Below are 21194 nucleotides of genomic sequence, written 5' to 3' on the forward strand. Positions count from 1 at the left end.
GCTTCCTCAGAGGGCTCTGCCAGGAGCCGTGCCAGGCGCGCCGCTCCCGGCAGAATGGCCCCATAAACACCCATCGAAACCCCAGCATATCGCCCCTTCATCTCCCTTGCCAGTGTCCGACATGTGTCTGACCCTAATCAGGGTAAAATGGGCCTCAAATGGGCGCGGCCGGGGGGCAATGGGGAAAGGCCGAAGAGCCCCGCAGGAAAGCCCGGCTGATTTTAAGCAACCCGCCTTGACTTCCCACCCCGCGGAATTTAGACTTTCTGGACTCCGGGAAAGGAGGAGACGGTGGCCCAGGAATCGGCTGTCACCCCTGAGCTCAAGGCCCTGGTAGGCAAAGAGTTCCCCCCCACCACCTGGGAGGTGACCAAAGGCGACATCATCCGCTTTGCCCAGGCCATTGAGGACCCCAACCCCCTGTGGAACGACGAAAAACAGGCCCGCCGGAGCCGCTACGGGGGGCTTATTGCCTCCCCCGCCTTCCCCGCCTGCCTCGTCAATGAGGGCATGATGAAGCTGCTCTTCAATACGCCCACCCCCCTGAAGCGGCTCCTCAACGGGGGCAATGAGCTGGAATGGTACCAGCCCATCCGCCCCGGCGACCGCATCACCGTCACCGGGCGGTTGGTGAACCTGCGCGAAGGGGAAGGAGCCTTGGGCCGGACGCTCTTCCTCATCTTTGAGATAACCTATACCAACCAGTCCGGCGAGGCGGTGGCCAAGGGCCGGAACACTCTTGTCCGCTACTAGGGGGAGAAATGGCAGAGCAGATATTCTATGAAGATGTGGAGGCAGGCCAGGAGCTCCCGCCCCTGGTGAAGCACCCCACCACCCGCCAGCTGGTGAAGTGGGCCGGGGCCTCGGGGGACTTCTACGAAATCCACTACGACAAGGACTTCGCCCAGGCCCAGGGGCTGAAGGGAGTCATCGTCCACGGCTGGCTGGTCTTCTCTTTCCTGGGCCAGCTCCTCACCGACTGGATGGGGGAAGGGGGGTGGATAAAGAAGTTCAGGGTGAGCTACCCGGGGATGAACTACCCCGGCGAGGACATAATATTGAAGGGGAAAATCACCAGGAAATATGCCCAGGATGGGGAACACCTGGCGGAACTCGAAATATGGGCGGAGAACCCCAGGGGTGAAAAGACTACGCCGGGCCGGGCAGTGGTGGCCCTCCCGTCAAGAAAGGAGACAGTTGAGCGGACTGCTTGAGGACAGGGTGGCGGTGGTCACCGGGGCAGGGCGGGGCATCGGCCGGGCCGAGGCCCTGGCCCTGGCAGCTCAGGGGGCCAAAGTGGTGGTCAACGACCTGAAAGGGGGGGGACATGACACCGGCGCCCCCGCCGCCCCTGCCGATGAGGTGGTGGAGGAAATCAATGGCAAGGGGGGCATAGCCGTTGCCAGCTACGACAGCGTGGCCACCCCCGAAGGGGCGGAGAGGATTATCAAGACGGCTATAGACAGCTTCGGCCGGATAGACATCCTGGTGAACAATGCCGGCATCCTCCGGGACCACCTGGTCTTCAGGATGAGCCCCGAAGACTGGGATGCGGTCATCAAGGTGCACCTCTACGGCACCTTCTACTGCACCCGTTTCGCCACCCCCTACATGGTCCGGCAGCGCTACGGCCGGCTCATCAACACCTCTTCCGAGGCAGGGCTGGGGAACCCGGGCCAGGTCAACTACTCCGCCGCCAAGGAGGGGATTGTCGGCTTCACCCGCTCCGCGTCCCGGGAGCTGGGGCGGTTCGGGGTTACCTGTAACGCCATCCGCCCCCGCGCCGCCACCCACATGACCATGAGGCCCGAGCTTATAGCCGCCTGGGAGAAGGCGGGGCGCCAGGACCTGATAAAGGAGACAGCGGCCATGACTCCTGAGGGCGTCGCCCCCCTGGTGGTTTTCCTGGCCAGCGAGGCGGCGGAGAACATCAACGGCTGCACCTTCCTCGTTTACCGCGGCTTCGTTGGCCTCTATGACGAGCTTGCGGTCCGTGAGAAGCTCGCCAGGGAGGGCGGGGACTGGACCCCCGAGGAGCTGGTGGACCTCATCCCCAGGACCATCGGCAAGGGGAGGGTGAGGGAGCTACCCCCCGCCTTCTAGCCCGGACCCCCTTCTCCGGCGGTGTCTTTCGGCCACTTTGAGCCTGGCCACCGCCCTGGCCAGGGAAGCATGGGCCTGGGCCAGGTCTGCTTCCGGGGCCCGGCCCGTCAGCCGTTCTTCTGCCCGCCTCTTGGCAGCCTCGGCCCGGGCCAGGTCTATCTCCTCGCACTTTTCCGCCGCATCGGCCAGGACGACAACTCTATCCGGCCGCACCTCCAGGAAGCCCCCCGTGATGCAGAGGGAGACCTCCTCCTTCCCTTTGCGCAGGAGGAGCTCCCCCGGCTGGAGCATGGTCATCAACGGGGCGTGGTGGGGCAGGATGCCCAGCTGCCCCTCCACCCCCGGCGCCACCACCACATCAACATCATCCGAATAGACCAGCCGTTCCGCCGAAACAATATCTATCTTCATAGGCAAACTTCCCTCACCCCCTGACCCCCATCGGGAGAGCGCAGGCAATTGATACATCTCTCCCCAGATGGGGATGATAGTTGATAACCCCCGATTCTGTTCCCCTGCAGTATACCTTCTCCACCAGGAGACGCAAGAGTCCCTTCGGCTTATGCAACCGGCCCGCCCACAAGTGTTATGCCGCCTTTCAAGCTGAGGTTCCCCCTTGAATAGCCTCAGAAGCGGGTGGAAGCATCTCGCTGTTGGCTCATTTACTTACTGTGAGCAAAAGCCGGTACTGGCTGTCTAATATCGTCTTGCCCTGCTCTGGATAGGGTTCCACATGGTAGGAAAGCCGGTATTTCTGATAGTCCCTGGTTGCATATGCTTCAGTAAGACCGGTCTCAGCCAGTACCAACCCATCTGTTGCCTCACCGGCGCTGATGCGGACCTCGGCCACAACCCTGCCCGCCCAGATACAGACAACGCCCTTCGGGCAGCGGCTATCTTCTACAATTCGAACAAACTCGACCTTCAGATTCTCGTCAGCGATGAAGGCCGTGTGCCCAATATGCAGCAACAATTCTTCACCGAGGAGGCCTCTGACCTCACCGATGGGGGTTGAGCCCGATGTCGGAAGTGAAGTAGGAGTAGGTGCTGGGATGGGCGTCAACGCGGGCGCAAGACAGGCCGCGAGCATGGCCACCACCAGCATGAGTATGACAGTGAGACCCGCCCTTTCAAGGCTTTGGATTCTCATCTCTCTCTTCCTCCTGCACCAATCAAGCCAGCCCTGCCATTGGCACAATTATACCCTCTTCCGCCATGCACGCGAACGCTCCTTGAACAACACCTGACTGTCTGCACTGAAGTGTCAGCCCTAACTCTTACGGGGCGCTGAGCTTCTACCTCCAAGGAGAGCCTGGAAATGACCAGTCAAGCCGTCAAAATGGCCAGCCTTTGCACAAACGTCAGTTTCCTGGTAGAATTGGACTCCGAAAAGTGAATTACTTTCTCGGCGTAGATATCGGCTCTGTCAATGCCAAACTGGCACTCATCGAAGACGACGGCAGGACAGTTCACCTGGATGTTGAGAAGATAGCCTCCAATGCCAAGTCCGCGGTCAACTCACTCATTGCCAGGTTAGATAAGCAGTTCAATCTCGGCCAAATTGCGAGTGCTGGTGTATCTGGCTCCGGCAAAGCTGTTATCCCGAAAGACTTTGGCTGGGCAGAGTTCAGCAGCTCACTGGCAATTGCCTCAGGTCTCCTTCACCGCCATGCCGATGCCAAAACAATCATACAAATTGGCGGCCAGAGTTCCCTTGTCATCGCCCTGCAAGACGGATTGAGAAAGCCATGGAGGGTCGCATCAAATCCCCTATGTGCAGCGGGCACGGGAAGGTTCCTTGAGCAACAGGCGTACCGCCTGGGCATTAGCATGGATGACTTCGCCAGGCTGGCCCTGCAGTGCCAGGGCAGTCCGCCCCGGATAGCTGCCAGATGCAGTGTTTTTGCCAAGAGTGACCTCATTCACCTGCAGCAGAAGGGCGTCTCTGTTGAAGCCATGCTTTATGCGCTTTGTGAAAGCATCGCTCGGATGGTCGCCTCTCTCCAGAAAGGGAGCTTCAGGGAGCCGGTTTACTTTGTTGGTGGCGTTGCCGCCAATGGCGCTGTACTCAAGGCTCTCAACGAAATTCTATCGGCAAGAAACGGGCACCCGGTCCAGGCAGTCGTCCCCGAGCATCACCTACATGTTGAAGCCCTGGGAGTGGCCTTGCTTTCGAGAGAAAAGACTTCCAGAGTCAGCCTGATACCTGAAGGCGATGCCCGGCAGCGCTATTTTGAAATGCCCCGGCTTGCCGATGTGGCCCTTAAGGAAAGCCAGGGGAGAAACGGAATCGAGGGGCCGTGTGTGGGCTATCTCGGGGTTGATGTAGGCTCCACAAGCACCAAAGCAGTGATACTTGATGAGTCTGGCACCAGGATTCTGGCAAAAAACTATCTGATGACCGCGGGCAGGCCTGTTGACGCAGTCAAGCAGGTCTTCAGAAATCTGCTTCGGGATGGCGCGGGTAAGGTCAGAATAGCCGGTGCGGGCGTAACCGGTTCCGGCAGATACCTGGTCGGTAGCTTTATTGGAGCGGACCTGATTAAGAATGAGATAACGGCGCAGACAAGAGCTGCCGCTGAAATAGACGCTGAAGCGGACATCATCGAGATAGGTGGCCAGGACTCCAAGCTTGTCATCAAGAGGAACGGGGTTGTCGTTGACTACCAGATGAACAAGGCATGTGCTGCCGGAACTGGAAGTTTCATTGATGAAATGTCAGAGATGCTTGATGTTTCTGTGAATAGCGGTGAATTCGCCAGATTGGCACTCGCAGCACCCCACACCATTGACCTGGGCACAAGATGCGCTGCCTTCATGGGGCAGGCAGTCTCTGCTGCCCAGCAGGAGGGTGTGCCTATAGAGGTCATCACCGCCAGCCTTTCCAACTCCATTGCGAAGAATTATCTGTCCAAAGTGGTGGGTAACAGAAAGCTGGGGACCAAGATTATCCTTACCGGGGCTGTATTCTACAACCAGGCTATTGTCTCTGCCTTTCATCAGCAACTCAAGGGGAAAACCTTGACCGTGGCCGAGCACAGGGAAGTCAGTGGCGCAATCGGCGCAGCGCTTCTTGCCAAAGAGACGATGGGGGGCCAGGGTTCGAGATTCCGGGGATTCCAGGTGGTCATTGACAGCGACTGCAACCTCTCCACGTTCACCTGCAAGGCGTGTGACGACAACTGTACTATCACCCGGATGCGGGTTCCCAACGAGAAATCTACATTCTATGGCAGCAGGTGCGACCGCTATGACAGCGCCGTTGCCCAGACAAGAAGGGAAACCTCCTTTGACGAACGGGAGAAACTACTCTTCAAGGATTACAAGCCGGATTCCGGCGCCGGGCCTGCGGTTGGCATCCCCAGGGCGCTCGTAGTATACGACTATGCGCCATTGCTTATCGGTTTTCTGAACGCGCTGGACGCGAGGGTTGTCCTCTCCAGCAGGACCACCAAAGAAATCATGGAACGGGCAGTGGAGCTAAGCTACACTGACAGTTGTTTCCCTCTCAAACTTCTCCACGGGCATGTGGCATCGCTTGATAGTGTTGACCATGTTCTCTATCCCTGCGCAATCCGATTGGGCAAGAAAGACGGGGATGAGAACCAGAAATACGCCTGTCCCCTGGTCCAAGCATCACCATTTATAGTACGCCAGGTCCTCAACCTCGGAGAACGACTGCTGATACCCATAGTGGACTTCAGCCGTGGCGATGCCGAGACGATAGACAGCCTGGCTGATGCCGCTGTCAAGATGGGGTTCAGTAGAAGCAAGGGCAAGGAAGCGGCGGTGGCTGGTATTGAAGCCCAGCGGAGATTCGAGACCGAGCGGGTGGAGCTTGGCAGCAGGCTGCTGAAGCAACTTCATGAAAGCGGCCAGTTGGGTGTGGTCCTGCTCACAAGGGCATACATGTCACAGGACTCAGGGGCGAATCTTGGTATAGCCGAGAAACTGGCCCAGCTTGGTGTGGTGCCCGTGCCGCTTGATTTCCTGCCCCTTTCCGAAGTGGACCCCAAGACCTACTCAGACCGTCCCTACTGGTCATATGAAGGCAAATTCATAGCCGGCACAGCAATAACGGCTCCAGACCCGCAGCTATACGGCCTGGCGTTGACGAACTTCGGGTGCGGCCCGAACTCATTCATACTGAGAATCATGGAAGATATCATGGGAGGCAAGCCCCTGGGACAGCTCGAAATCGATGAACATGCTGCTGAGGCCGGCATCGTTACCCGTCTTGAGGCCTTCGTAGACACCATCAGGGGCTATGCCCGCTCTGCCAAACAGCATGAAGCCTCGCGTAAATACATCTACAGGGGTACGTCCACACTAAACAATACAAAGAAGACTCTTCTCGTACCCAGGATGGCACCTTACATAGAAGCCGTAGCTGCAGCAATGGAGGCCTGTGGTGCCAAGGTAACTGTCCTCCCTGAGCCGGATGAACGCAATCTCCTCTACAGCAACCAGGTAACATCCGGCACGGAATGTCTCCCATACCGTGTAACTCTGGGCGACTTCTTGCGGTTCTACCATGAAAATGGCGCCGCTTTGAAAGATGTTGAGGGATTTATGGCTGGGTCATATGGCCCGTGCCGTTTTGGCAAGTATGCCATAGAACAGATGCTGATACTTAAAGATATTGGTTTTGACCTTCCGATACGTACTACGGTGTCCAACAATGCCTATCGCGACCTAAACCTCGGTCCTGATTTTGAACGCCTTGCCTGGAAAGGTGCAGTTGCCACAGACTACCTGCAGAAGCTTCTCTGGCGTGCCCGCCCCTATGAAAAACGCGAAGGGTGCGCAGATAGACTGTTTGATGAGTCCATCAGCCAGATTGCCGACCACATCCGTAGAAAAGAGAACTACGACGACATCCTCAAGCAGGCAGCCAGTGAATTCAAATCACTGATTGACCCTGAGCTGCCCAGAAGACCACTGGTCGGCATCAACGGCGAAATCTACTTGCGCTCCAACAGATTCAGCAATAACGACCTGGTGAAGCTATGCGAAGGGGCAGGCCTTGAAGTCACCGTTTCCTCCATGGGGGAATGGGTCAAGTACATCTCGCATAGAAATATTGAGGATGCTGTCAAGTACAGAGAAATCTTGAAAATGGTAAGGGGCTACATCAAGAAGCTGGTCCAAGAGCACGATGAGCACCGGGTGGCCAGGCACTTCCAGGGGATGCTGGATGTGAGAGAGCCTTCAATAGAGCAGGTACTGCATAAGACAAGCCAATTTCTCTCCCCCAAGTGTGGAAGCGAGGCAGTTCTCAGTATAGGTGCCGGAATCGAATGGATGGAGGACCCCAAGTTCGCTGGTGTGATATCGGTAATGCCCCACGGCTGTATGCCAGGAGGAATTGTGGCAGCAATGGCTGAGAAGTTCACTGCGACTTACCAGAAGCCGTGGATCAGCCTCACCTATGACGGTATTATGGAGACCAACAACCTCGCCAAGATCAACGATTTTGCTGAACTGGTCAAGTTTTGCAGCAAGGAAACTGGGGAACGCGCAAACCACATAGCCTCCCCCAATGGCTTTCTATTGCCCTCACCCCCTGGCCCCCTCTCCCTGGGGGAGAGGGGGAATCTTGATTCAGTTCAGGGGGACACCCCCTGAGACCCCCGGCAGGGGCTACGCCCCTGCACCCCATAGCGGTATTAAACGGACGGCTGACAAGATATCCCACCAGCTACTCCACCTTAATTGCACAGACCCCATGCATAGGGATTGCAATAATCTTATCCCCACTGGCATAGGCCCTGTCGTCGTTTTCGTCCAACCAAACGAACCCTGGATTGGAGCAACCTGCCGTTCCGCAAATTGTGGACGTGTCTGGATAACCTAATGGTCTAACACTCCTTATGTATCGCCGTTTTTTGCCGGCTGGCGGGCCGTGCTGACTACATCTGACCAGTGCCATAGCTTTCCCTCCTTTACCCGCCCAGCGTTTGGGCCTTTTCCAGGGCGTCGTCTATTGTGCCTACCATGTAGAAGGCCTGCTCGGGCAGGTGGTCGTGTTTGCCCTCCAGTATCTCCTTGAAGCCCCTCACCGTCTCTTTTACGGGCACATAGCGGCCGGGGGTGCCGGTGAAGGCCTCGGCCACGAACATGGGCTGGGACAAGAACCGCTGGATGCGCCGCGCCCGGCCTACGGTGAGCTTGTCCTCCTCGGAAAGCTCGTCTATGCCAAGGATGGCGATGAGGTCCTGGAGCTCCCTGTAGCGCTGGAGGACCCGCTGGACGCCCCGGGCCACGCTGTAGTGCTCCTCCCCCACTATCCGGGGGTCCAGGATGCGGGAGGTGGAGGCCAGGGGGTCCATGGCAGGGTAGATGCCCATCTCGGAGATGGCGCGGTCCAGGGCGATGACGGCATCCAGGTGGCCGAAGGTGGTGACAATCCCCGGGTCGGTGTAGTCATCCGCGGGCACATAGATGGCCTGGAAGGAGGTGATGGAGCCCTTCCTGTTGGTGGTGATGCGCTCCTCCAGCTCCCCCATCTCCGTGGCCAGGGTGGGCTGGTAGCCCACCGCCGAGGGCATCCGGCCCAAAAGCGCCGAGACCTCCATCCCCGCCAGGGTATAGCGGTAGATGTTGTCTATGAAGAGGAGCACGTCCTGCCCCCCTTCATCGCGGAAGAACTCGGCCATGGTGAGGGCGGTGAGCGCCACCCTCAGCCTCACCCCCGGGGGCTCGTTCATCTGGCCGAAGACCAGGACCGTCTTGTCAATGACCCCCGAGGCCTTCATCTCCAGCCAGAGGTCGTTCCCCTCCCGAGAACGCTCCCCCACGCCCACAAAGACCGAAAAGCCCCCGTGCTCGGTGGCGATGTTGCGGATGAGCTCCTGGATGATAACGGTCTTGCCCACCCCCGCCCCCCCGTAGGCCCCCACCTTCCCTCCCCGGGTGAAGGGGGTGACGAGGTCAATCACCTTCAGGCCGGTCTCCAGCATCTGGGGGCGAGTCTCCTGGTCCATAAAGAGGGGAGGGGGCCGATGGATGGGCCACCTGTCCTTGGCCTTCACCTCCCCCAGGTTATCCAGGGGCTCGCCAAAGACATTGAACAGCCGGCCCAGGCATTCCCTGCCTACCGGCACCTTAAGGGGCCCGCCGGTGTCCACCACCTCCGCCCCCCGTTTGAGGCCGTCGGTAGGGGTCAGGGCCAGGCACCGCGCCCAGTTGTTCCCGATATGCTGCTGGACCTCCAGGACAATCTTGGAGCCGTCCACGGGGACCTCCACCGCATCATAGATGGAAGGGAGCTCCTCGGGGGGGAACTCCACATCCACCACCGTCCCGATAACCTGCACAACTCTGCCTTTAGCCATCTTCATTCCTCCAGGGCAAACTTGGTCCCCATCATATCCAGGAGCTCTTCTGTTATCATCTCCTGTCGGGCCTTGTTGTAGAGGAGGGTGAGATGCTCTATGAGCTCCTGGGCATTCTCCGTGGCCGCTCTCATGGCCACCATCCGGGCCGACTGCTCACTGGCGATGGTCTCCAGGAGGGCGTGGTATATCTGCATCTCCACATAGCGGGGGAGGAGCTGGGAGAGGACATGGCGGGGGTCGGGCTCAAAGATATAGTCCACCTTCTGGGCCGTGGGCAGCTTCGCCGGCTCCACGGGCAGGAGCGGTTCCATCGTGGGACGCTGGACCATGGTGGAGACAAAGAGGGGATAGCTGATGTAGACCCTGTCTATCAGCCCCCGGGTGAAGTCGTCAGAGACAATCTGGGCCGCCGGCAGGATATCCGCCAGCCGGGGGCGGTCCCCCAGACCGGTGAACTCTGCCCTCAGGTCCTGCCCGGTCCGCACCAGGAAGTCCCGGCCCTTTCTTCCGATGCTGATGACCGTTACCGGGACCCCGGCCTCCAGGATAAAGCCGGCCAGATGCCGGTTGACATTGGCATTGAGGGGCCCGCAGAGGCCGCGGTCGGGGGTGATGTGGACCACCCCAACCCTCCTCACCGCCCCTTTGCTGGAGAAGGGGGTGGAGGGCTTCTTCCGGCGGCATGGGGATGGCGGCCAGGTCCGCCAGGACCTGATGGAGTTTCACATCATAGGGACGGCCCTGGAGGTCCCTCTCCTGGGCCCGCCTCATCTTCGATGCAGCCACCATCTCCATGGCCCGGGTAATCTTGGAGACACCCTGGACAGACTTTATGCGCCGCCGGACAAGCCTTATGGGAGGCATATTACCTCACCCCGGCCCCCTCTCCTGAAAGGGTAAGATATTCCTGGAAGAACTTGATCATCTCTTGAATTTCTCGTCCCGACAGCGGCGTCTCCGCCCAGCAGCGGTCTTTGTAGTCGGTTACCTTGATGAATAGTGGGTGTACGCGACGCTGACCAACTACATGCTCGCCCACATAGAATACAACGTTCTTTCCAATCGCCTTAGCTTCCATAGCCGCCCATCCTCCTTGAAAACGGCGTGGCCCTCTTCTGGCCTACACCGTCACTGTCTGTTTGAACTGTTTTATGGCCTGCTTGAGCTTTTCTTCGGTCTCGGGCTTGAGCTCTTTGTCGGTGGCGATGGCCTTGAGGGCCTGGGGGTGGTGAGTCTCCATGAAGCTGTGGAACTCCGCCTCCCATCGGGAGACCTTGTCAACGGGCACATCGTCCAGGTAGCCGTTGACGCCGGCGTAGAGGATGGAGACCTCCTTCTCCAGAGACATAGGCTCATACTGGGGCTGCTTTAGGATTTCCACCAGCCTCTGGCCCCGCTCAAGCTGTGCCCGGGTGGCCTTGTCCAGCTCGGCGGTGCCGAACTGGGCAAAGGCGGCCAGCTCCCGGTACTGGGCCAGGTCCAGCCTCAGCCTCCCGACCACCTGTTTCATGGCCCTGGTCTGGGCCGCCCCCCCCACCCTGGAGACCGAGAGGCCCACATTCAGGGCGGGGCGGATGCCAGCATTGAAGAGGTCAGTTTCCAGGTATATCTGGCCGTCGGTGATGGAGATAACGTTGGTGGGGATGTAGGCGGAGATATCCCCCATCTGGGTCTCAATGATGGGCAGGGCGGTGAGGGAGCCGCCGCCATGTTCCGGGGCCAGGTGGGCTGCCCTCTCCAGGAGGCGGCTGTGCAGGTAGAAGACATCCCCGGGGTAGGCCTCCCGCCCCGATGGCCGTCGCAGCAAGAGAGACAACTGACGGTAGGCCCAGGCGTGCTTGGAGAGGTCATCGTAGATGACCAGGGCGTCCTTGCCCTGCTCCATGAACTCCTCCCCCAGGGCACATCCCGAGTAGGGGGCCAGGTACTGGAGGGCGATGGGGTCCGAGGCGTTGGCCGCCACCACGATGGTGTGGGCCATTGCCCCGTGCTGCTCCAGGGTGGCCACCATCTGGGCCACCTTGGAGGCCTTCTGCCCGATGGCCACATAGATACAGGCGAGGTCGCCCCCCCTCTGGCTGATAATAGTATCCATGACGATGGCCGTCTTGCCGGTGGAGCGGTCGCCGATGATAAGCTCCCGCTGGCCCCGGCCTATAGGTATCATTGCGTCTATAGCCTTGATACCGGTGCGGACGGGGACGTTTACCGGGCGGCGCACGACCACATTGGGGGCCACCCTCTCCACCGGACGGGTCCGGCTGGCCTGGATGGGGCCCTTCCCGTCTACGGGTCTGCCCAGGGGGTCCACCACCCGTCCCTTGAGGCCATCCCCCACCGGCACCTCCACAATCCGGCCCGTGGTCTTGACCTCGTCGCCTTCCTTGATTGAGGAGTAATCGCCCAGAACGATGGCCCCTACCGAGTCCTCCTCCAGGTTCAGGGCGATGCCCAGCGTCCCGTTGGAAAACTCCAGGAGCTCATTGTATCCGGCCCCCTGGAGGCCGTGGATGCGGGCGATGCCGTCCCCCACCTCCACCACCGTCCCCACATCCACCAGGACCGCTTGGGCCCCAAACTGCTCAATCTGCTGCTTGAGGATGGCTACTATGTCGTGTCCCCGGGTGGCCATGGGCCAGCACCTCCCTCTGAAAGACTCTTCTTCAAAAGCTCCAGTCTCGTGCGCGTGCTCCCGTCCAGGAGCTGGCCCCCGACCCTCGCCACCAGTCCGCCGACGATGGCGGGGTCCACTTTCGCTTTCACCACCACCCTCTTCCCCACCATCGCCGCCAGCCTCCGGGCCAGGAGCTCCACCTCCTCCCCCCCAAGGGGGACAGCGGTGATGACCTCGGCATGCTCAATACCGTGGTAGGTGTCCAGAAGCCTTTCATACTCCTCAGCAATCTCCCCCGCCAGCCTCCGCCTGCCGCGGGCCACCAGGAGCCCCGCGTAGTTCAGCACCAGGGGGCCGGCCCAGGGAAGCCTCTCCTGCAACAAGGCAACCTTCTCCGCCAGGGCAAGGCGGGGGCTCTCCAGCAGGAGGGAGAGGACAGGGTCGGCCGCTGCCTGGGCCACCTTAGCCAGTTCCTCCCGCCATTTCTCCAACTCACCTGCGGCCCGGGCAATCTGGAATATAGCCTGGGCATGGCGGCGGGCGGAGGCCATGCGGGGCATAGGGGCTACTTGCCCCCGCTGGAGGGGGTTTCCTCCAGCACCTCTTCTATAAGCTGCCGGTGGGCCTGTCTATCCAGGGAGCGGTTTATCACCTTTTCCGCCGCCGTGATGGCCAGGCCGGCGAACTCCCTCCTCAGCTGGGCCACCATCTCCCCCCTCTCCACCTCTATCTCCCCCCGGGCCCTCTGGATAAGGCCCTGGGCCTCCCGCCGGGCCTCGGCCCTGGCCTCCTCCTTGACCTTCTCCCCCATCTGGGCCGCCTGGGATACGATGGCCTGGCCCTGCCGGCGGGCGTCCTGGAGCTGGGCCTTTATCTCCTCCTCCGCACGGGTGGACTGGAGCCGGGCCTTCTCCGCCTGGTCCAGGCTCTCCTTTATGGTAGCGGAGCGCTGGTCCAGCATCCTCAATATGGGCTTGTAGCCGACGATATAGAGGAGCCCCAGGAGCAGGCCGAAGTTCACCAAATAGATAAGCAGGCTGGGCAGGTGGATGCCCAGCTCCCCGAACTTCTCCAGCATTGATCCCCTTTACGCCACCATGCCCAGGATGATAGCTACAATCAGGGCATAAATGCCGAGTGCCTCCGCCAGGGCGGCCACCAGGATCATGTTTGTAAAGATGGCCCCCCGGGCCTCGGGATTCCTGCCCAGAGCCTGCATGGCCGAAGCACCGATGAGGCCCAGGCCAATCCCTGGGCCCAAAAGGCCCAGGCCAATGGCCAGCCCCGCCGCCAGCATCTTCATTGTTTCCGGGTCCATTTACTTCATCCCTCCTTTTCTGCCGGGGCCGCTACTGTTCCCGGCGCGACAGCACACCGCTGATTACACCCGCCGCTATTATGACGGGAATCAACACCGCAGAAGCCACCAGAGCCACCACCAGGAAATCCGCAAACTGCATCGGCTCTCCTTTCTAATGGGTTTCCTCTTCATGGGGTTGGACGGCTAGCACAGCAAACACCATTGTCAGCCCTGCAAAGATGAGGGCCTGGATGAGGCCGAAGAACAGCTCCAGCCCGTAGCCCAGCCAAGCCAGGAACGGAGAGAGGAAGGCAACAATCAAAAGCAGGGACTTCCCCGCAGTCATGTTCCCGAATAGACGGAAGGTGAAGCTGACGATGCGGATAAGGTGGCTGAGGGCCTCCAGCCCCCCCACGAAGAGGTCTACGACTCCCAGAGGCCGGCCCCGAAGAAGCTGGCGCACGTTCACAAACTGGCCCGCATAGCGCAGCGCCCCCACCGCCCTTACCCCCCAGAACTCAACTGTGAAGACAGCTACTAGGGCAATGGCCAGGGGGAGGTTGATGTCAGTACCGGCATTGCGCAGGAGGGGGATAGCAATGGCCCCGTGCTCGTCCTTGTAGCCGACGGGGCCAAAAAACGGCAGGGCAGACAGCCAGGCATTGAAGGCGACAAACAGGAATATGGTGGCCACCAGAGGGAAGACCGTCCTGGCCCTCTCCTTACCGATGGCCCCCTCTATCAAGTTCAGCAGGAACTCCATAATCGCTTCCACCATGCCCTGCAGCCGGCCGGGGACGAGCTTCGGCTTCCGGGCGACAACATAGAACAGGAGGAGGAGGCACGCCGTGGTGAACCAGGAGGCCAGCAGGGTATTGGTGATGGCGAAACGCGCGGGCTCAGGGTGCTCCTCTGGTGGAAATACGGGCTGGGGGGGGAGATGGATGGCCGGCTTGGAAGACAGAGGGTCCATCCCGGTGAACCGAGACCCTATGGCTCCGGTCACCAGGCTCGCCACGAGGAGAAGGACAAAGGAAACTGCCAGTATAAAGAGCAGCCTGGTGGAGCAGCCCATGCCCCTACTTTTTATCCTTCCGGTCTATCCCCGGCCGGAGCATCTGGTACAGGCCGAAGAAGGCGAAAAAGGTGCCCAGGATAATACCCCCGATAGCCAGCCATGGGACGGTGTGGAGCTTGCGGTCCAGCCACATGCCCAGGATGGCCCCCAGCACGATGCACAGGGCCACATACCAGCCTATGCCTATGAACCGAAGCGCCCATACCCACCGCTCCATAACTACCAGCCTGAACTGGCGCATCATATCACACATAGGCGAAGGGGGTCAACAAAAGGGGAAGGGTGGGGGCTACTCTTTCTTGCTGATGAACAGTCTCTGAAAGTCGCCGTCAAAGTCTCTGAGGAAGTTGTGGAGGTCCAGGAGGTCGTTGGAGCCCACCGACGCGTCGCGGGAGAACTGCTCCAGCTCCTCCGGCGTCAGGTCTGTAATCACTTCAGGGGCCTTGCCCTCCTTGATTACCGCCGCCACCAGGCCCTGGCTATGGCACCCGGGGCAGAAGACACTCAGGAACCAGAGCTCATCCCGGTGGCCCAGCACCCGGACATTGTCCGACTCGTAACGCTGGCTGCAGACCCCGCACTTGAGGGTGGCCACGAGGCGCTTGACCAGGCTATCGTCCACCCTCAGGACTTTTCCTTTCCTTTACCCAGGTCGTCCAGATTGAGGCTCTGGATGAACTCCTGGAAGGCCTTGAGCTTCTTCATCTCCTCTTCCTTGATCTCCCCCGAGGCCTCCGCTGCCCTCAAGCTGGCGGGGGGGAGGGGCTTGCCCTCCTTGTCCAGATAGATGCCTGCCTTATCCAGGACCGACTCCTCCACAAAGATAGGGACCTGGGCCCTCACCGCCAGGGCCAGAGCATCACTAGGACGGCAGTCCACCTCCATGTCGGTATTGTCCACCCGCAGGCAGAGCCTGGCATAGAAGGTATCATCCTTGAGATCGTTGACCAGGATGAAGTTCAGGCTTGCCCCCAGTTTCTCAATCACCCTCTTCAAAAGGTCATGGGTCAGGGGGCGGGGGACAGAAATCTCCTGAAGCTTGACGGCTATAGCATCGGCCTCTGCCGGGCCTATCCAGATGGGCAGGTAGCGCTCCTGACTCTTCTCCTTCAGGATTACCACTCTCTGGTAGTTCATCAGGCTGACCCGGATGCTGTCAACCGTCACCTCAAGCATGGCCCTGCCCTCTTTATACCAGACACGGTTCCATGTTAATCCCTAAGGGGGTTTTTTGTCAATTTCCTCGCCCGCGGCCTCCAGCCCAGAGCTATAAGCAGGTCCCCCACCACCGCCTCACCATGGGTGGGGCGCAGGGGGAGGCGAGGGTTCACCCGGTAGATATTGCATCTCCCCTCCCGCCGCCGGCTGATATAGCCCTCCCGGGCCAGGTCGGCGATTATCCTGTGAGTGGTCCTCTCGGTGATGCCGATGGCCTGGGCCACCGTCCGCGCGGTGCTGCGGGGATGCCTTGAAAGGTAGCTCAGGACTACGCCATGATTGGTGATAAAAGCCCATCCCCCCATTTTCCCCCCTTTCCTGACAAAATCGCATAAAGGCCTTGACAGGCGAAAAGAATCCTGATATATTTTACCTGAAAACAATTTCATATACAAGATGGACGATTCAGAGAAGCCTCCACAGCCAGACAAGCCTCCACAACGAAGCCGTAGCCAGCAGAGAATATTAGACGGCCCAAATAAGCTTTGGGCCTTTTTTGTTTCCCTCAGGTCCTTTTCAACATCTAAAGGAAAGGGGGTGATATAAACCATGCCTGCCAAAAAGGCTCCCGCGAAGAAGGCTACCAAGGCCGCCCCGAAGAAGAAGTAACCGCCATTGGTCTTCACCCTTTTGGGGCTTTAACAAGGAAGGAGGTGAAAGCGCGTATGTTTATGAGGAAACCCGAGCCGCCCAGAGGGCCAGCTAAGCCCCCAAAGAAATAGCAGCGGCAGGTTAAGAAAGCAGGCCACCCTAAGGGGTGGCCTGCCCCTTTTCCGGCCCCTCCGTTGCCTGTCTCCCCCTTTCAATCTCATCCCTTATCCCCTCGGCCTTGTCTCTGGCCCGCAGGGCAAAGTCCTCCCCTCGAGAGGTATAGAGGACCTCCCGGGAGGCGGCGAAGATGGCCCCTTTTCCCCCGCCATCCAGGCCACAGGCTACGGCCCGGCCCAGGTGGCCCCCCTGGGCCCCTATCCCCGGGATGAGGAGGAGCATATCAGGGCAGAGCTGGCGCAGTTTGCGGAGCCCCTCAGGAAAGGTGGCCCCGGCTACCAGCCCGATATTCCCGTAGCGGTTCCACTCCCGGGCCTTCAGGGCTACCTGCTGATATAGGGGCACCCCTTGGAAACTCAGTTCCTGGAAGTCCCCCGCCCCAGGGTTAGAGGTGCGGGCCAGGAGGAAGACCCCCCTCTCTTTGTATTCCAGGAAGGGCTCCAGTGAATCATAGCCCAAATAGGGATTCACGGTGGCGGCATCAAAGCCCCAGACCTCAAAGAGGGCCCGGGCGTACGCCAGGGCCGAATGCCCCACATCACCCCTCTTGGCATCCCCAATAACGGGGATGGAAGGGGGGATAAAGCTCAGGGTCTTCTCCAAGGCCCTTAACCCCTCCAGGCCCAGTGCCTCGTAGAAGGCCAGGTTGGGCTTATAGGCCGAGACCAGGTCACTGGTGGCCTCAATGATGGCCCGGCCAAAGCCGGCCACATCCTTTACCGGCATCAGCTCCGGCTGGGGGTCCAGGCCAATACAGAGGAGACTACGGTTCTTCTCCTGCGCCTTTTCCAGCTTCTCCCGGAACCTCATCAGCCCGATAGTAAATCATTCACAGGAGGTTTTGCAACTTGAAAGGGAAAGGGGCCTGTGATATATTGGGGTTCGGGAGGGATCGCCTAGTGGTTTAGGGCGGGCGCCTGCTAAGCGCCTGGAGGGGGTTACCTCTCCCATGGGTTCGAATCCCATTCCCTCCGCCGTGATAAAATAGGAGAAAAGATACTAGCCCCCAAAAGGGGCTAGCTTTGTATAAGGGAATTCTAGTGAAATGATGAACTATTACATCTGGACTATGGGCTGTCAGATGAACAAGGCGGACTCCGCCACCCTCGCCGGCTACCTTGAGGGCTGGGGCTGGGGGCAGGCAGAGGCCCCGGAGACCGCCGACCTGGTGGTGGTCAACACCTGTGTGGTCCGCCAGAGCGCCGAGGCCCGGGCCCTGGCCAGGATTGAGTCCCTCCAGGCCCTCAAGAAAGACCGTCCCCATGCCCTCCTGGCCATTACCGGCTGTCTGGTGGACCCCGGAAAAGACCTGAGGGAGTTGCTCCCGGGGGTGGATTTAGCCTTCGGCCCTCAGGCCTTTGATGATTTCCTCGGCTTCGCCCGGGCAAGGGGGCTGGGGGGGGATGGGGCCTTCGCCCCTGTGGCGGATGGCCCCGCCGCCTACATCTCGGTGATAAAGGGGTGTGAAAGCCTCTGCACCTACTGTATCGTCCCCCACCGCCGGGGCCGGGAAAAGAGCCGGCCTATAGAGGAGGTCCGCCTGGAGGCGGAAAGACTGGTAGCGAAAGGGGTAAAGGAGATTACCCTGCTGGGGCAGAATATCCAGGCCTATGGCAGGGACCTGCCCAGTAGCCCCGACCTGGCCGACCTCCTCCGGGAGCTCCACCCCATCCCCGGGCTCCAGCGCCTGCGCTTTCTTACCTCCCACCCCGGGAAGGTGACGCCCGGGTTCATCGAGAAGCTGGCCCGACTGGAGAAGTTCTGCCCCGCCTTCAGCATCCCGGTCCAGGCCGGGGGTGACCGCATCCTGGAGGCCATGGGCAGGGGATATGCGTCCCAGGACTACCGGCGCGTGGTGGGCTTTATCCGGCAGGCCTTCCCCCAGGCCGCCATCAGCACCGATGTCATTGTGGGCTTCCCCGGGGAAACGGAAGAAGAGTTTGAGAACACGGTGTCCCTTCTTGAGGAGCTCCGCCTGGACACTGTCCACGTGGCCGCCTACTCCCCCCGCCCCGGCACATGGGCCTCCCGACACCTCCAGGACAGCGTGCCCTCCCGGGAGAAGAAGAGGCGGAAGGACGGGATAGAGAAGCTCCAGGAGGCCACCGCCCTGGAGAAGGCCCGCCTGCTGGTGGGGCAGTCCCTGGAGGTCCTGGTGGAAAGGAGAAGCAAGGGGAGATGGGAGGGGAGGAGCCGTGAAGGGAGGCTGGTCTTCTTTGAGGGCCCCGACAATCTGGAGGGGCAGATGGCAACGGTAAAGGTGGAGCAGGCCACCCCCTGGTGGCAACTGGGCTCCCTGGAAGGAGTAGGATGAAAGTCGTCACTCCCCAGGCCGAAATAGCCCGTCTCCAGGAACAGGTCCTGGCCCTGAAGAGAAAGCTGGGGGCGGTCATCGTGGCCCACAACTACCAGCGCCCCGAGGTCCAGGATGTGGCCGACTTTGTCGGCGACTCCCTGGAGCTGGCCAAGAAGTGCGCCGAGATAGAGCCTAATCTCATCGTCTTCTGCGGGGTCCATTTCATGGCGGAAAACGCCGCCATTCTTAACCCCGGCCGGCCGGTGCTCCTGGCAGAGATTAGCGCCGGCTGCCCTATGGCAGACATGTGTGATGTCCCGGACCTGAAGGAATGGCGGGCCCGCTACCCCGGGGCCGCCGTTGTCTGCTATGTCAACACCACCGCCGCCGTCAAGGCAGAGAGCGATGTCTGCTGCACCTCGGCCAATGCGGTGAAGGTGGTGGAGTCCCTCCCCAACGAGGAGGTCCTCTTCATACCGGACGAGAACCTGGCAGGCTGGGTGGCCAGAAACACAAGAAAGAAGATAATCGCCTACCCCGGTTTCTGTGTCACCCACCGCCGGGTCACCGCCGAGCAGGTAAGGCAGGCCAAGGCCCTCCACCCCGAGGCCGTGGTCCTGGTCCACCCCGAGTGCACCGCCGAGGTCCAGGCCCTGGCCGATGCCATCCTCTCCACCTCCCAGATGGTACGCTACTGCGGGCAAAGCCCCGCCTCTACCTTCCTCATCGGCACTGAGGAGGGGCTCCTCTACCGGCTGAAGAAAGAGAACCCGGGCAAGACCTTCTATGTCCTCAGCCCCGGCCTGCTCTGCCCCAACATGAAGCGCACCCGCCTGGACGCCGTCCTCCGCACCATGGAGCTAAAGCGCAACGTCATCACCATCCCCGAGGGCATAAGGCTGAGGGCCAAGAGCGCCCTGGACCGGATGCTCCAGGTGGTGTGATGGCCTATTATGACTACATAATCATTGGCTCGGGGATAGCCGGCCTTTACGCATCCCTCCTGGCCAGGGAGCGGGGCTCGGTCCTGGTGCTCACCAAAGCGAGCATTGATGAATGCAATACCCGCTTTGCCCAGGGGGGCATCGCCGCCCCCGTCGGCCGGGGCGATTCCCCCCAGCTCCACTACCAGGACACCATACAGGCAGGGGCCGGCCTCTCCGACCCCGAGGCCGTGAGGGTGCTGGTGGAGGAGGCCGCTGACCGCATCAACGACCTCATCCGCTTTGGGGTCCCTTTTGATACCCAGGAGGGAGAGGTAGCCCTGGCCCGCGAGGCCGCCCACAGTGTCCCCCGCATCCTCCACGCCGGCGGGGATGCTACCGGAGAGCACATCGAGACCACTCTCAGTCGCCAGGCAAGAAGCAACGGGGTAACCATAAACGAGCACAGCCTGGCAGTCCAACTCCTGGTGGAAAGGGGCAGGGCGCGGGGGGTGAGGGCCGTGGACCTGGCCTCGGGCAGGGAGGAGGAGTACCAGGGCCGGTTCATAATCCTGGCCACCGGGGGGGCAGGACAGCTCTTCCGCCATACTACCAACCCCGGTATAGCCACCGGGGACGGCATCGCCCTGGCCTATGAGGCGGGGGCCGAGGTCATGGATATGGAGTTCTTCCAGTTCCACCCTACCGCCCTGCGGCTCCCCGGCGCCCCACCCTTCCTTATCTCCGAGGCGGTGAGGGGAGAGGGGGGCATCCTGCGCAATATCCGCCAGGAGGCCTTCATGAAACGCTATGCCCCCGAGGGGGAGCTGGCCCCGCGGGACGTGGTAGCACGGGCCATCCTCCAGGAGATGACAGCCACCGGGGCTGACCATGTATATCTGGACGGCACCCATCTGCCCCCCAGGACCATCATCACCCGCTTCCCCCACATCTACCGCTTCTGCCTGGATTGGGGCCTGGATATCACCCTCTCCCCCATCCCCGTGGCCCCCGCCGCCCACTACATCATGGGGGGAGTCCGCACCAACACCTGGGGGGAGACCAATATCTCCGGCCTCTTCGCCGCCGGGGAATGCGCCTGCACAGGGCTTCACGGGGCCAACCGCCTGGCCTCCAACTCCCTCCTGGAGACCGTAGTCTTTGCCATGAGGATAGTCCAGCACACCGAGGAAGCAAATCCCAACCCGGCTCCCGCCCCGGCCAAAGAGTGCTATTCCCTGCCGCAAAGGGAAGTGCCTCTCAATCCCCTGGAGGACGTCTCCCAGCTCCGGGACCTTCTCTGGGAGAAGGCCGGCATCATCCGCTCCGGGAAAGGGCTTGAGGAGGCAGCCCGGAAGCTGGCGGCATGGCAGAAGGGGCTTGAGCCCGGGCTCACCCGCCCCCAGAGAGAGAAATGGAACCTTGTCCTGGTAGGCAGGCTCCTGGTGGAGGCGGCCCTCCTCAGGGAGGAGAGCCGGGGGGCCCATTACCGCTCTGACTTCCCCCATCCCTCCCCCATGTGGCAGAAACACATCATCTTCCGCAGGCAGTAGG

Annotated in this window: 21 protein-coding genes, 1 tRNA gene and 1 pseudogene; 8 read left to right on the top strand and 15 right to left on the bottom strand. The window is 60.7% G+C overall.

Annotated elements, in window-relative coordinates:
- The first annotated feature begins 291 nt into the window (after nucleotides 1–291).
- The 3 genes from KJ624_04005 to KJ624_04015 are packed head-to-tail and all read left to right on the top strand — an operon-like array spanning nucleotide 292 to nucleotide 2103.
- On the top strand, nucleotides 292–753 hold the full coding sequence (locus KJ624_04005; GenBank protein MBU2008995.1) for a MaoC family dehydratase N-terminal domain-containing protein: 462 nt from the start codon (nucleotides 292–294) through the stop codon (nucleotides 751–753).
- An 8-nt stretch (nucleotides 754–761) separates the two neighbouring features.
- Nucleotides 762–1214 (top strand): dehydratase, encoded by a 453-nt coding sequence (locus tag KJ624_04010; GenBank protein ID MBU2008996.1) that lies wholly within the window; start codon nucleotides 762–764, stop codon nucleotides 1212–1214.
- Nucleotides 1198–2103, top strand: coding sequence for an SDR family oxidoreductase (locus tag KJ624_04015; GenBank protein ID MBU2008997.1), 906 nt, complete (start codon nucleotides 1198–1200; stop codon nucleotides 2101–2103). The genes KJ624_04010 and KJ624_04015 overlap by 17 nt, the downstream gene beginning before the upstream one ends.
- On the opposite strand, the gene atpC is transcribed toward KJ624_04015, so the two are convergent.
- Both atpC and KJ624_04025 read right to left on the bottom strand, forming a co-directional pair.
- The gene (gene atpC, locus KJ624_04020) at nucleotides 2086–2520 is read right to left on the bottom strand and encodes a F0F1 ATP synthase subunit epsilon (GenBank protein ID MBU2008998.1); all 435 of its coding nucleotides are present in this window, start codon (nucleotides 2518–2520) and stop codon (nucleotides 2086–2088) included. The genes KJ624_04015 and atpC overlap by 18 nt on opposite strands.
- Nucleotides 2521–2761: 241 nt before the next feature.
- Entirely contained in the window at nucleotides 2762–3253 is a 492-nt protein-coding gene (locus KJ624_04025; protein ID MBU2008999.1) for a hypothetical protein, read from the bottom strand.
- A gap of 242 nt (nucleotides 3254–3495) precedes the next feature.
- On the opposite strand from KJ624_04025, the gene KJ624_04030 reads away from it, so the two are divergent.
- The gene (locus KJ624_04030; protein ID MBU2009000.1) at nucleotides 3496–7731 is read left to right on the top strand and encodes a hypothetical protein; all 4236 of its coding nucleotides are present in this window, start codon (nucleotides 3496–3498) and stop codon (nucleotides 7729–7731) included.
- A 317-nt stretch (nucleotides 7732–8048) separates the two neighbouring features.
- On the opposite strand, the gene atpD is transcribed toward KJ624_04030, so the two are convergent.
- The 13 genes and pseudogenes from atpD to pyrF all read right to left on the bottom strand — a co-directional run bounded on the left by atpD (nucleotide 8049) and on the right by pyrF (nucleotide 17231).
- Nucleotides 8049–9440 carry a F0F1 ATP synthase subunit beta gene (atpD, locus tag KJ624_04035; GenBank protein MBU2009001.1) on the bottom strand — a complete coding sequence of 464 codons (1392 nt, stop codon included), beginning with the start codon at nucleotides 9438–9440 and terminating at the stop codon, nucleotides 8049–8051.
- Nucleotides 9441–9442: 2 nt separating this feature from the next.
- A pseudogene (gene atpG / locus KJ624_04040) lies at nucleotides 9443–10307 on the bottom strand (ATP synthase F1 subunit gamma).
- A 1-nt stretch (nucleotide 10308) separates the two neighbouring features.
- A complete protein-coding gene (locus KJ624_04045; GenBank protein ID MBU2009002.1) occupies nucleotides 10309–10521 on the bottom strand; it encodes a hypothetical protein in 213 nt (70 codons plus the stop codon).
- 42 nt (nucleotides 10522–10563) lie between these two features.
- Complete coding sequence (gene atpA / locus KJ624_04050; GenBank protein ID MBU2009003.1) at nucleotides 10564–12075, bottom strand: F0F1 ATP synthase subunit alpha; 1512 nt, start codon at nucleotides 12073–12075, stop codon at nucleotides 10564–10566.
- Nucleotides 12051–12617, bottom strand: a complete 567-nt coding sequence (gene atpH / locus KJ624_04055; GenBank protein MBU2009004.1) for an ATP synthase F1 subunit delta — start codon at nucleotides 12615–12617, stop codon at nucleotides 12051–12053. Before atpH ends, atpA begins: the two co-directional genes overlap by 25 nt.
- A gap of 5 nt (nucleotides 12618–12622) precedes the next feature.
- A complete protein-coding gene (gene atpF / locus KJ624_04060) occupies nucleotides 12623–13132 on the bottom strand; it encodes a F0F1 ATP synthase subunit B (GenBank protein ID MBU2009005.1) in 510 nt (169 codons plus the stop codon).
- Between the two features lie 12 nt (nucleotides 13133–13144).
- A complete protein-coding gene (locus KJ624_04065) occupies nucleotides 13145–13375 on the bottom strand; it encodes an ATP synthase F0 subunit C (GenBank protein ID MBU2009006.1) in 231 nt (76 codons plus the stop codon).
- Between the two features lie 154 nt (nucleotides 13376–13529).
- Complete coding sequence (locus KJ624_04070; GenBank protein ID MBU2009007.1) at nucleotides 13530–14432, bottom strand: F0F1 ATP synthase subunit A; 903 nt, start codon at nucleotides 14430–14432, stop codon at nucleotides 13530–13532.
- 4 nt (nucleotides 14433–14436) lie between these two features.
- The gene (locus tag KJ624_04075) at nucleotides 14437–14652 is read right to left on the bottom strand and encodes an AtpZ/AtpI family protein (GenBank protein MBU2009008.1); all 216 of its coding nucleotides are present in this window, start codon (nucleotides 14650–14652) and stop codon (nucleotides 14437–14439) included.
- Between the two features lie 72 nt (nucleotides 14653–14724).
- Complete coding sequence (locus KJ624_04080; protein ID MBU2009009.1) at nucleotides 14725–15057, bottom strand: hypothetical protein; 333 nt, start codon at nucleotides 15055–15057, stop codon at nucleotides 14725–14727.
- Nucleotides 15058–15059: 2 nt separating this feature from the next.
- Nucleotides 15060–15611, bottom strand: coding sequence for a bifunctional nuclease family protein (locus KJ624_04085; GenBank protein MBU2009010.1), 552 nt, complete (start codon nucleotides 15609–15611; stop codon nucleotides 15060–15062).
- Between the two features lie 35 nt (nucleotides 15612–15646).
- Nucleotides 15647–15958, bottom strand: coding sequence for a winged helix-turn-helix transcriptional regulator (locus KJ624_04090; protein ID MBU2009011.1), 312 nt, complete (start codon nucleotides 15956–15958; stop codon nucleotides 15647–15649).
- Nucleotides 15959–16403: 445 nt separating this feature from the next.
- Nucleotides 16404–17231 (bottom strand): orotidine-5'-phosphate decarboxylase, encoded by an 828-nt coding sequence (gene pyrF, locus KJ624_04095; GenBank protein MBU2009012.1) that lies wholly within the window; start codon nucleotides 17229–17231, stop codon nucleotides 16404–16406.
- A 75-nt stretch (nucleotides 17232–17306) separates the two neighbouring features.
- Between pyrF and KJ624_04100 the strand changes: the two genes are divergently transcribed.
- From KJ624_04100 to nadB, 4 genes are all read left to right on the top strand, one after another.
- Nucleotides 17307–17395 (top strand) — tRNA-Ser (locus tag KJ624_04100).
- A 71-nt stretch (nucleotides 17396–17466) separates the two neighbouring features.
- Complete coding sequence (locus tag KJ624_04105; protein MBU2009013.1) at nucleotides 17467–18735, top strand: MiaB/RimO family radical SAM methylthiotransferase; 1269 nt, start codon at nucleotides 17467–17469, stop codon at nucleotides 18733–18735.
- Nucleotides 18732–19661, top strand: coding sequence for a quinolinate synthase NadA (gene nadA / locus KJ624_04110; protein ID MBU2009014.1), 930 nt, complete (start codon nucleotides 18732–18734; stop codon nucleotides 19659–19661). Before KJ624_04105 ends, nadA begins: the two co-directional genes overlap by 4 nt.
- On the top strand, nucleotides 19658–21193 hold the full coding sequence (nadB, locus tag KJ624_04115) for an L-aspartate oxidase (GenBank protein MBU2009015.1): 1536 nt from the start codon (nucleotides 19658–19660) through the stop codon (nucleotides 21191–21193). The genes nadA and nadB overlap by 4 nt, the downstream gene beginning before the upstream one ends.
- The last annotated feature ends 1 nt before the right edge of the window (nucleotide 21194 follow it).

The organism is Chloroflexota bacterium, assembly GCA_018825785.1.
Classification (GTDB): domain Bacteria; phylum Chloroflexota; class Dehalococcoidia; order JACVQG01; family JAHKAY01; genus JAHKAY01.